Source organism: Streptomyces sp. MS06 (genome assembly GCF_047200655.1).
GTDB lineage: Bacteria > Actinomycetota > Actinomycetes > Streptomycetales > Streptomycetaceae > Streptomyces.
Genome location: NZ_JBJZOJ010000029.1, coordinates 80249 through 91947, shown reverse-complemented (window position 1 = coordinate 91947; position 11699 = coordinate 80249). Strand labels below are relative to the sequence as shown.

Annotated in this window: 5 protein-coding genes; 1 reads left to right on the top strand and 4 read right to left on the bottom strand. The window is 76.6% G+C overall.

The features are described 5' to 3' along the window. Positions 1-264 precede the first annotated feature (264 nt). The 4 genes from ACL02U_RS17775 to ACL02U_RS17760 all read right to left on the bottom strand — a co-directional run bounded on the left by ACL02U_RS17775 (position 265) and on the right by ACL02U_RS17760 (position 9712). Positions 265-2766 (bottom strand): lanthionine synthetase LanC family protein, encoded by a 2502-nt coding sequence (locus tag ACL02U_RS17775; protein WP_412791824.1) that lies wholly within the window; start codon positions 2764-2766, stop codon positions 265-267. 572 nt (positions 2767-3338) lie between these two features. Next, positions 3339-6341, bottom strand: coding sequence for a helix-turn-helix transcriptional regulator (locus tag ACL02U_RS17770; RefSeq protein WP_412791823.1), 3003 nt, complete (start codon positions 6339-6341; stop codon positions 3339-3341). 57 nt (positions 6342-6398) lie between these two features. Beyond that, complete coding sequence (locus ACL02U_RS17765) at positions 6399-6620, bottom strand: hypothetical protein (protein ID WP_412791822.1); 222 nt, start codon at positions 6618-6620, stop codon at positions 6399-6401. 41 nt (positions 6621-6661) lie between these two features. Continuing rightward, positions 6662-9712, bottom strand: coding sequence for a type 2 lanthipeptide synthetase LanM family protein (locus tag ACL02U_RS17760; RefSeq protein WP_412791821.1), 3051 nt, complete (start codon positions 9710-9712; stop codon positions 6662-6664). A 326-nt stretch (positions 9713-10038) separates the two neighbouring features. Here ACL02U_RS17760 and ACL02U_RS17755 point away from each other — a divergent pair, with 326 nt between their 5' ends. Continuing rightward, positions 10039-11559, top strand: a complete 1521-nt coding sequence (locus ACL02U_RS17755; protein ID WP_412791820.1) for a response regulator transcription factor — start codon at positions 10039-10041, stop codon at positions 11557-11559. Positions 11560-11699 lie beyond the last annotated feature (140 nt).

Genomic DNA, 11699 nt, shown 5'->3' with positions numbered 1-11699 from the left:
CCAACACCGCCCCTCATCCCCCCCCCCCCCCCCCCCCCCCCCCTTCCCCCCCCCTCTTGCCCCCCCCCCCCCCCCCCCCCCGCCCCGGTACCGCGTCTTAGGCGCAGAGGAAGTAGCTCTTCTCGCTGCAGAAGGCCCAGCTGCCCTCCACGGCGGTGCCCTCGTCGACCTGCTCGGTCTCCATGTTCTGAAGCGAAAGAACCTTCGACATGTGTGTTCTCCTTCTCTCGGTGGACCCGCTCGGTCGGTTGACCGGGCGGACGACTAGGCGGGGACCGCCCCGCGGGACGTGGCGGCGAGGGCGTCGACCGTGAACAGCGGATCGGGCAGCTCGTCGAGCAGGTGTGCGAGGAACAGCAGCACGCCGGCGCCGCCGCTCCACAGCTCGGAGCTGAACCGCAGCCGCAGATCGCCCAGGACGTGGGCGGACCGGCCCCGCGGCACCGCGTGCCCGAACAGCGCCCGGGCCGAACTCCGTGCCGCGGCGCGGGCGGTGGGGTCGTCCAGGATTCGGCCGCACTCGCTCAGGGCGAAGCCGAGCCCGGCCAGGCCGTTGCCCAGCCCGGCGTGCGCGACCTGGGTCATCGACGCCTTGCGGATCAGCTTGGGCAGTGCTCCGGCGAGCCGCTCGTCCGGCATGGCGGCCGACTGGCGCGCGGCCGCGGTCAGGAAGCCGGCGGTACCGCAGTAGAGGTAGTACAGCTTCCTGCGGTCCCTGGCGGAGGCCGGGAAGGACAGCTCCCCGCGCTCCTCGACGGCCCGGTCGAGTTCGGCGTGCAGCAGCCCGCGGGCGTGGCGCAGCAGGGTCTCGTCGTCGGTGACGGCGGCGAGTTGCTGGAGCGCGTGGGCGACGCCGGTGCGTCCGTACCACAGGCCGGTCATGTCGCCGGGTCCGAGCAGCGGGCTCAGCGCGGCGGACGACTCGGGGAGCCGGCAGGCGAACTCGGCGGCACGATCGAGGTGGTGCAGCTCGCCGGTGTGCCCGTACAGGGCGAGGTGCGCCAGTGCGACGCCCGACCCGCCCCACGCCAGCGTCGCCGACGTGCGGGTGAGCGGATGCCGGTCGGCCTCGGCGAGCAGTTCCGCCGCCTCGTCGAGCCGGCCCAGGTCGGCGAGCACCCAGGCGATGCCGGCCAGCCCCGAGAGGAGGCCGGGGGGCAGGCGGTGAGCCTGCGCCAGGGCGTCGCGGCGCAGCCGGGCCGGTACCCAGTCGGGCGCCGGGGTGCCCGCGATCCGCAGTGCGTGGAGGACTCCGGCGGCGCCGTAGGCCACGCCGAGCGTGTTGCTCAGGTAGCCCTGCGGCACGGTGGGGAACATGTGCCAGGGTGCGTCCTCGGCCGCGCCGACGACGCCGGCAGCGATGCGGTCGCGCAACTCGGCCAGCGCCGCCCGTTCGTCGGCGTCGACGCGTTCCGGGGCGGGCAGCGGAGCCTCCCCCGCGGGCCCGGCGCCCCGGAGGGCGGTGCTCCACAGGGCACGCGGGACGGGGGCCTGACGCCGTTCGAGGTCGCGGCGGACGTGCGGGAGCACTCCCGCGTCGAGTGCGGCCGCCGGGGCGGCGGGCGTCAGCATCGGCAGGGCGAGGCGGCCGAGAGCGTCGGTGAGGTCGTCCGCGCCGTGCTCCGGCGGTGCCGGGTCAGGGTCCGAGTCCGGGTCGGCGGCGGGGGCGGGCGCGGGGGCAGGAGCGGGGGCGGCGGTGAGTCCGGTGAAGGCGACCCGGTCGTCGCGGCCGACCAGCACGTCGTGCGGGCCGATCCGGCCGATCGCCGCGCCGAGCTGCTGGAGCCGGGCCAGCGCTTCCCGGGCGCGGTCGAGCAGTCCGGCGGCCCGGCGGTAGTAGGCGGACCAGTGCGCCGGGGTGGCCGAGCTGTCCGCCATGGGGCTGTGCGCGACGATCCACGCGCTCAGCGGCACCCCCGCGACCGGCTGCGTCACCAGCCACGCGCTCTCGCCGTCGGTGCGGTGGTCCAGCGGCCGCGGGCAGTGGCCGGGCGCCCCGGCGTGGAACCGGAGCAGTGCCTCGTACCGCTCGCCCAGCCGGTCGAGGGCGGACCGTCCGTCCCCGTCCACTCCACTGTGGGCGAACCGCTGCTCGACGAGGACCTCGCGGTCGTCGCGCGGATCCCGGGCGAGAAAGGTGTACCCGGTGTTCGCGGCGTCGAGGAGCCGGACGGGTACGTAGCCCTCGGGTGCGGTCGGGGCGGGCTCGGGGCCGTCCAGAAGGTCGTCCTCCCCGGCGGGGCACCGGAGGCCGTCCGGGCGCAGGACGCACGGGGCCGGGCGGGCCGACTCGTCCCACCGGAGCACCCGGGAGTCCCGGTGGCGGCGGCCGGTCGGCGGCACCGGTCCGGTCTCGCCCCGCAGGGCGGTGTGCAGCGCCGTCAGCAGTTTCTCCGCCTCCGGCGGGTCGGCGGGGGCGGCGATGCAGAATCGTCCCGCCTGCGGCCGGGAGCCGTGCTCGCCGTCCAGCAGTGCGCGCACGACGGTGGTGGAGACGTGCCGGAAGGGCACCGCCCGTGCGAAGCAGACCGCGGCGAAGGCGTCGAGCACGTGCTGCTCCCGGCCGGCGCGGGCCGCCGCGGTGACCCGGACGGAGCCGTCGCCGTACCGCTTGCCGGCGGGCGTCCAGTCCGTCCACAGGCCGGTCTCCACCGCCGTCCAGTGTTCCGGCACGGCGGCCGGACGCAGTCGCGGCTGTCCCTGGGCGCAGGCCGCGGGCGGCGCGTAGTGGTCGCGGTCCGCGACGGTGAACAGTTCCAGGCTCATGGCCGCGCCTCCCTTCGTCCGTCCGCTCCGTAGACATCCCGGCGTCCGCGGCGATGTCGCGCCGCGCGCCGGGTTCCGGCCGCCGCGGCCGGTTCCACCGGCCGCCGGCGACCTGCTTCGAGATTGGCAGGGGGCGAAGGCGCCGGCATGAGTGGCGACCACCCAAGTTCGCGGGAGCGGACGGGCCTGCTGCCGGCGCGAACATGGGTGTCGGCGGCGGAGGCGCCGGGGCGGGTGGGCCCGGGCCGACGCCGCAGTCCGTCCGGCCTCCTCGACCGGGAACGGCCGCGGGCGCGGTCAGGGTTCCGGGGCGGCCGGTGTCGGACGGAACGGCCCGGCCGGGACCGATGCGGGGCTCGTGTGCGTCGTCCGTCCGGGCCGTGCGCGGAGTCGGGCGCCGGGGTTGCGACCGGCCGAGCGCGGGTGGACCGACCGTGGGCGGGCCGCATCCGGCCGTCTCCCCCACGGCCGTCTCCCCCGCGGCTGCCACCGCACCGGCGGCGCCGCGCCGTGCCGCGCCGCGCCGCGCTGCCATGCCGCACCGCGCCACGCCGTGCCGCGGGTCGCCCTGCTCAGCGGAGCTGCGCGGTCACCTCGGTGGCGTAGTCGCACAGGGCCGACCGGTGCGGCCGGCCGGTCTTGGCGAGCAGTTTGGCCACGTGCTTCTCCACCGTCCGCGGGGAGATGTACAGCCGCTCGGCGATCTCCTGGTTCCCCAGGCGCGGCGCGAGCAGCAGGAACACCTCGTACTCGCGCGCGGTCAGCCCCTGGCGTCGCAGCGGGGCCGGTACGGCGGACGTGCCGTGGCGCCGCTGGTGGACGGTCGCACCCGCCTGCCGGAGCAGGTCGCGGCAGCTGTTGGCGACTGCCGGAACGCCCGCGTCGTGGAAGTACTCCTCGGCCTCGCGCAGCCATCCCACCGGATCGCCCCAGCCGTCGGCCATCGCCGTCGGGGCGACCAGCCGCTGGCCGAGCCGGCGGGCCATCAGAAACGGTTCGCCTGCTTCCAGGGCCTGCGCCACCGCGGCTTCGGCCTGCGCTCCGCGTCCGGCCCGGCCCTCGTGGACCGCGTACGCGAGCCGTTCGAACTGCCGGTTCCACGGCAGGGCCGCGGCGGGGTCGGCCGCGATCGCCGCGTGCTCCGCGGGATCCGTCCGCCCGGACAGGGCGCGCAGCAGCGGACGCAGTCCGTAGCGGCCGTTGAGGTAGTGGACGGAGGGGTTCCGCTCCTCCCAGGCGAACGCCTCGTCGAGTTCGCGAAGCGCCCGGTCGTGGTCCTCCTCCAGCAGTGCGCAGATCGCGCGGCTACCGAAGGCCTGCGGGGACTGGAGCGACTGCTCGCCGCCCCAGGCGCTGAACTCGGCCAGTTCCCGTTCCATCCGCCGTCGCCGCCCCTGGTGGGCGGCCAGCGCCACGCGGGTGAGCAGGACGAACTGGTGGTTGTCGGCGTCCCTCAGCCGGGCGGTGCCCTCAGCGCAGCGGTCGGCCAGGTCCCGGGCCCCCGTGTAGTCGCCGCGCAGCACCTTCTGCATGGCCATGGCGGCCTCGGCCCGGTACATCAGTGCCAGGGCGCCGTGGCCGAGTGCCGCACGGTGGGCCCGCTCCAGCCGGGTGGAGGAGCCGGTGTACATGAAGTCGTTGACGCCCAGCCACATCAGGGTGTCGAGCTGCAACCCGGTCAACCGGTGCTCGGTGGCCAGCACGAGGCACTTCTCCAGGTACGAGTCGGACTCCTCGAAGCCGTGCCGGCGTGCCAGCACCGCGAGCAGCTGCCAGGCCTCGCACGCTATCTCGGGGAGCCCGGCGCGCTCGGCGCCGTCCGCGGCCTGCCGGGCCAGCCGTTCCGCCTCGTGCGTCCGGTCGCCGTCACCGCCGCTGTCCCGCACTCCGGAGAGGACGAGGTGGGCCTCGACCAGCTCGACCGCCGGACCGAGTTCGGCTGCGGCGGTCGGGCCGGCGCTGTCCGGAACGAGCCGCAGCAGCCGGCGGACCTGGCGCACCCGGGCCGCGGCGTCCTCGAGACGTGCGGCGATCACGCAGGCCCGGGCGATGCGGGCCTGCAGGGCGGCGGCCCGGGCCGGATCCGGCGCGCCCGGGCCGGCTTCCGGCAGTTCGTCGGCCAGTGCGCACGCCCGGTCGAGTTGGCCGTTCTCCGCCAGCGTGTACACCAACTGCTCCACCAGCGCGGCCCGGTCGGCTGCCCGGTCCGGCCCGGGCAGCAGGTCGAGGGCCCGTTCGAACAGCGACACGGCGGAGTTGACGGCGCCCCCGTCCAGCGCGGACCGGCCGGCCTGCGCGAAGCACTCCGCGGCGGCCCGGAGGTCCCCGGCCGCCTGCCGCAGGTCGGCGACGAGGACGCACCACTCTCCGGGCAGCCCGGGGTGCGCGCGTTCGATCGCATCGGCGCCGCGCGCCGCGATCGCGGCGCGTTCGGCGGGCACGAGTGCGGCGACGAGGGCTTCGGCGGTCAGTGCGTGCCGGAACTCGTACCAGTCGCCCACCGGGCCGCTGGGCGAGATGAGGTGGGCCTCCATACCGGCCCGCAGGTGGACCAGCAGGTCCCGGTCGGGCAGTCCGCTGACCGCCTGCAGGACGGCCAGCGAGAACCGCCGGCCCAGCACGGCCGCGCTGTTGAGCAGGCTCCGTCCGTCCGGACTGAGCCGCGCGGACCGCTGGGAGACGCTGTGCACCACGGTGCGCGGGACATCGATGTCCAGATCGCCGCTGACGTGCCAGCCCCCGTCCGGTCCCCGGCGCAGCACATCGGCGGTGATCATGCCGTTCAGCAGTTCCTCGACGACGAACGGATTGCCGTCGGCGTCCCGGGCCAGCCTGCCGGCCACCTCGTCGGGCAGCCGGACGGCCGCGTCGTGGGGTGCCGGTCCGGTGGCGGCCAGGGCGGCCTCGGCCATCGCCCGCACCTCCTCGTCGGTCAGCGGGCGGGGTTCGCTGAGGACGGCGGACCGGCGCTGGGCGATCTGCCGGGCCGTCTGCTCGGCGGATCCGGGCCCCGGACGGAGGGTGGCCAGCAGGAGGATCGGCAGCCCCCGGATGTTGTCGCACAGGTAGTCGACGAGGGCGAGGGTCTCGGTGTCGGCGTCGTGCAGGTCCTCGAGGACCAGCAGGCAGCCGGGCTGCGGGTGCTGCGTCAGGTCGCGGCCGATGGTGCCGAGCAGCCGCAGCATCGCCTCGGCCGTCTCCACCGTCGAGGCCGGCGCGCCGTTGTGCTCGGCGGTGCGCCACTCCGGCAGCAGCCCGGCCAACGCCGAACGGTACGGCGCCAGTTCGGCGTCGTCGGGGAGTCCGCCGAGCCGGACGAACGACAGCAGGGCCTCGGCGACCGGGCGGAACGGGGCGGCGGCACCGCTGCCGGCGCCGGATCTGCCGCGCAGCACCGCCAGACCGCGGGTGAACGCGCGGAACGCGCACTCCGCGGCCAGGCGCGACTTGCCGATCCCGGCCTCGCCGAGCAGGAACACCGCCCGGCCGTCCCCTTCCCTGGCAGCGGCGAGACTCGCGTCGAATTCCGCGAGTTCAGCGCCGCGCCCGATCACCGCTGGTGATGTGATGAGCACCAGCGGATGGTATCTCCGGGTCCGATCTTCTGCCAGGGAAGGGGTTCTGACGGAACCTCAGTACCCGCCGGTGTCGCCCCAGGAGGTGAGGGACATGGAGTAGGTGGGAAACACCGTGGAGGCGTCGCCCTCCGTGGTGGCCAGGCCGGCCAGCAACTGGGCGCGGCGGCCGACGACCGCCCCGGCGCCCAGACGGATGCTGCCCGCCGGGTGGTTGGCGCCGGCCCCGTTCCGGGAAGCCGGGTTCTTCCAAGCGGTGACGAGGTCGTTGTCTCTCATCGGTTGCTCTCCTTCGAGGGTCCGGGATGGGCGGTTGCGTGTTACGCGGCCGGCGACTGCAGCAGCAGTACGGAGGGGACGCGGGAGCCGAAGCCGAGCCTCAGCAATCCGTGCCCGATACCGGCCAGGCCGGTCAGCAGCCCGGGGCTGCTGACCGAGTCGGGCGTCCCGCAGAGCGGGCCGAACCGGTCCAGGTCGGCCAGCAGCGCGGCCGCGCGGGGCAGTGTCGCGCCGGGTCCGGCGCGACCGGCGTGGGCCGCGGTGAGGAGGAGGTCCAGCGCTCCCACCTCTCCGTGGCACAGGCTGTGGTCCCCCGCGGTCGGCGCGGCGGCGCCCTCGACGACGGCGTCCAGCAGGCCGGCCAGCTCGGGGACGTCCAGCGCGACGTCACTGTCGGCGACCGCCAGCGCGGTGCCCGAAGGCCCGTCGCACCAGCCGGTCCCGGCCGGGGCGGACGCGTGGCGGGCGGCCGACGTGCGCAGCGCCGCCAGGCCCGCCGCCGCGTGCGCGGGCCCGCCGCCGGCCGCGGCGAACCGCAGCAGCGCCCAGCCGACGCCGGCGGCGCCGGTGCTGAAGCCGCCGCCCGGCAGGCCGTCGGGTGCCTGCGCGGCGAGCCGGTCGGCGCAGGCCCGCGCGGTGCGGGCGGCGGTCGTCGATCCCGTGGCGTGCCGCACGGCGAGCATCGCGGCCAGGCAGCCCGCGTCGCCGTCGAGTATCCCGGGCTGCGGGCTCGCACCTGCCGCGGCGGCGGTCAGGTCGACCGCCGCGGTGGTCCAGCGGGCGATCTCGGGATCGTCCAGCAGGGCGGCGAGCCGGCTGAGCGCGTAGGCGATCCCGCCGAGGCCCGCGAAGCCCGCGCCGACGGCGGGCAGGTCGGCCGGCCGGCCGGCGAGTGCGGTGAGCAGGCCGGGAAGTGGGGTCAGCGCGCGCCGGGCGACCGAGGCGTACCGCTCGGTGCCGGTGAGGTCGGCGAGCTGGGCCAGGAAGAGTGCCGTGCCGCAGTAGCCGTGGGGCAGTCCGGCACCCTGCGGCTGGACCGCCCAGATCCGCTCGTCCAGGGGCTCCAGGCCGAGCCAGTTGACCCTCCGGCCGTTGTCCTGCGCGCCGGCCAGGATGTGGTCGGCGATTCCGCAGGCGGCGGCCAGCAGGCGGTCGGAGTCGGGCACGGTGGCGGCGGGCGGGCCGGGCGGCGGGACGGCGGGGCGTGCTCCGTGGTCGCGTTGCCGGGTCGCGAGCGTCGCGCGGATCACCCATTCCTGGTCGAAGCGGTCCGTCTCGCCCATCGCCGTGATCCGGCGTTCGGCCCGGGCCAGGCCGGACTCGGCGACCAGGCCGTCGGCCTTCACCGGGCCGACCGCCAGGTCCGTCGACCCGGGCGAGCAGGCGGCCAGCGGGACGTCGCCGGCCCACAGTTCGGCCAGCTCGGCGCTCACCAGCGCACGCAGCCCCGGGTCGTCTGCCGCGTCGCGCCACAGCACGTCGAGGAGCCGGTCCCGGTCGAGCGCGTCGCGCAGGACGTCGGGATGGGTGGACTCGTCCAGCAGGCTGGCGTACCTGCGGGTGGGCCGCAGCACCGCCCGGGTCACGTCCTGCGCGAAGCGGGACAACAGGCCGTCGTGGCGGGTGAGTTCGCTGCGGTTGCCGACGATCACGTCGTAGGCCGCCCGGAAGCCGGCGACGAGGGACTCGGTGTGGACGGCGGGGTCGGCCTCGGCGTCGCGCAGCCGCGGCCGATTCGCCGAGCCGCGGAACATCCCCACGGTGCGCACCAGGTGCATCTCGTCCGTCCCGGGCGCCGACCAGCCCGTCACCTCGTCGGGCAGCGGGGTGTCCCGGTCGCCGCCGAGGCCGGAGACGTCCAGCGCGCCGTGCTCGCCGACCATGAAGAACGGCAGCAGCGCGGTCCGCGCGACCGACGCCGTCAGCAGCGCCTGGGCCGGGTCGTCGTGGGCGGGCCCGGGCAGGACCGGGTGGAGGAGCGTCTCCAGGTCCACCAGGACGGGCTGGTCCGCGCAGGCGATCAGGTTCTCGAAGTGCATGTCGGTGGCGCCGAGTGCGTGGATCAGCGCCAGGAGCGCGCCGAGCCGCCAGTAGAACCGGCCCACCTCGGCCGGGCCCGTGCACGGCGCGGCCTCCGCGTACTCGACCCAGCCGTAGCCCGGCCGTTCCAGCACTGCCAGCGTGCGCAGGTCCAGCCCGGTCAGCCGGGTGTTGAGCCAGCGGACGGTGTCGTTGAAGTGGCCGTGCACCGCGACCGGGCGGGGCTTGAGCACGACCCTGGCGCCGTGTTCGAAGTGGAGTACGGCCACCGCCCGGCCGCGCTGGTGGCGGTCCCCGGCGCCCGGGTCCACCCGGACCAGCCGTCCGGGGTCGGTGCCGCCGAGGAGGCGGTCGACCAGCTCGGTCCGGTCGGCGGCCAGGCGGCGCAGCATCTCCGCCCAGGCGTCCACGGCCTGGTCGCAGCACTGTGCCAGCAGCCGGGCCAGGACCGGGTACTCGGTGACCAGGGCGTGCAGTCCGGGACGCGCCGAGGCCTGCCGGACGAAGTCGGCGAACCGCCGTTCCGGGGTGCCGCCGCGCAGTTGCCCGCGCACCCGGAGCACGTTGAGTTCGAGCACCAGGGTCCGCCGGGCGAGCCGCACCAGCGCCTCGCTCAGCCGGTCGGTGAAGCAGCCCCGGACCGCCTCCGGGTCGGCGAGCTCCTCGAGTTCCCGCCGGTCGACGTCCCGCAGCAGCCGCTGGGCGGCCGTCTCGGTGAACGGCGCGAGCACCGCGGCGAAGCCCGCCGACCACGGGCCGTCGGCGGGCGCCGGAGGGTCGGTCGGAGCGCATGCCAGCGCGGTCTCGACGGTGCCGGCCCAGCCGGGCTTGTCGATCCTGGCGGCCAGGGCGGCGGGTTCCTCGGCGAGCAGGGCGCCCAGACCGTCCTCGTCCAGCCCGAGGTCCGCCAGCCGGGCCCGCAGCAGCGCGGGCGAGGCGTGGTCGGACCGCCAGGGCTGCGTCGGGCCGGCGGCGTTGACGGAGTTCGGGGCTGTCGGCAGCCGCTCGGCCAGGGCCACGCCGCCGACCCACCATGTCTGCGGATCGATCACGTTCGCGATCCTGTCACCTCCGGCCCGCACGCCATATGGGGGACGGCCCCCATATTCCGGTGCGGGCGGCGACGTCGACCGGTGGGCGCGGGGGAATGCGGGGGGCGGTCCCCATAGGAAGCCGGTTCCCGGCAGGCGACTCTCGATCCATCACGACGACGGTCCCGGCGTGACCGGGCGAGGACGATGCGCGGATCGCGGGGGCGGGACGTCCACGGCTGCGAGGTGTCCCTCGGCGCACCCGCCGGCCACGGGCCGCGGTGGGCCGGAGCGACGCACCGTTCGTCGGCGCCGGACAACGCACCCGAACCCCCTGGAGGCACGCCATGAGCGATGATCAGGCCCACGATCGGCCGGCACGGGGACCCGGCACCGTTCAGGCACCCGCGACGAACGGCACGTCCAACGCCGTCCCGGCGGGGGACGACTCCCCGCCCGGCGCCGCGGGCCGCGGACGGCGCGCGGCCGGTCCGGCCGCGCGCGCTCTCACCCGCCGGTCCCTGGCCGCCCGCGCCGCGAGCCGACGGCTCACCCGGCGCCGGCACCTTCCGGCGGGCTCCCGGCGCGCCGAGCGGGCGGCCGCCCCGGCAAGCGGGGAGAGCGCCCGGCTGGAGGCGCTGCTGCTCGGCGGACGCCACTGGATGCGGGAGGCGGACGCGGCGCGCCTGGCGGCCGCACTCGCCGGGGCGGGCGCGGTCCCCCGGGTGGTCGAGCCGGCGCGCACCCATCTCTCCCTGGCGGTGGACGCCCTGTTCTGCGGCCGCTTCTCCGCGGCGGCCGCGCTGGTGGAGACGGCGTGGGAGGACATCGACCGCCTGCGGCTCCTCGGCCTCCACGCCTACGGGCCGGCCGCGAGCACGCTGGTCCGCACCCACCGGGGTCACCCGGACGCGGACGCCGACGCCGGCGTCCCGGCGGGACACGACGCCTGGCGCGCGGCCCGTGAGGAGGAGGTCCGGATCGTGGAGGGGCTCGGCCGGGCGGTCGGCGAGCTGCTGCACGGCGCCGACGCGGCCGCCCGGGCACGCCTGCACCGGCTCCGCGCCGGGAACGGCGACCACGCCGGCAGCGGCGGGCACCCCGGCGTAGGCGGGCATCCCGGCGTAGGCGGGCACCCCGGCGTAGGCGCGCACCCCGGCGTAGGCGCGCACCCCGGCAACGGCGGGCGCTCCGCCCCAGGCGGGGGCTCCGACACCCACCACCTGTGGGGCCGGTACGCCCTCATCCTGCTGCTGGACTGCGTCGACGGCGCGGCGGGCCGGGCCGACCACGCGGTGCTCGCCGCCCACCCGGCCAGCCGGCTGCCGTGGAACGCGCACTTCGTCCACCTCTCCGACGCCGTGCTGGCCGGCCGTGCGGGCGACGCGCCCGCCGCCGACTCCGCGCTCGGGCAGGCCCTCGCGGCCGTCGCGGGCCATCCGCCGGCCCGCCACCTGGGCCTGGGACTGGTCGCTCGCACGGCCGCCCGTGACGGCTGGGGGGAGCCGAACCGCTGGCTGCGGGAAGCGGAGCGTTTCTACGCGGCGCACGGGATCCATCCCGCCGTACGACACTTGCGCGGTCAGCTCCGCGACCTCGGTGAGCGGGTGCGGCAGCGCCGGCACGGCAGCGCCGAGGTGCCCGAACGGCTGTGGCGCCTCGGCGTGACCGTGCGCGAGTTCGAGGTGCTCACCCGGCTCGGCCGGCGCCACACCAACCGCGAGATCGCGGCCGAACTCCATCTGTCGCACCGCACCGTCGAACGCCACGTGGCCAACCTCCTGGAGAAGACCCGGGCTTCCAACCGCCGCGAACTGGCCGCGCTCCTGGCACAGGAACGGAGGGAGCCGGTCGGCGCATTCGGGTGACGGCCGCTCCTGCGCCCGCGCTCCCCCGCCGTCCGCCCCTCACCGGATACCCGGTGCCGCCCCCCGAACGCCCCGCGCACGACGGCGGCGGCCCGTTCCGGGGCGGTGCCGCCGCGCCCGCCTCCGGCCACGCCCCGCCT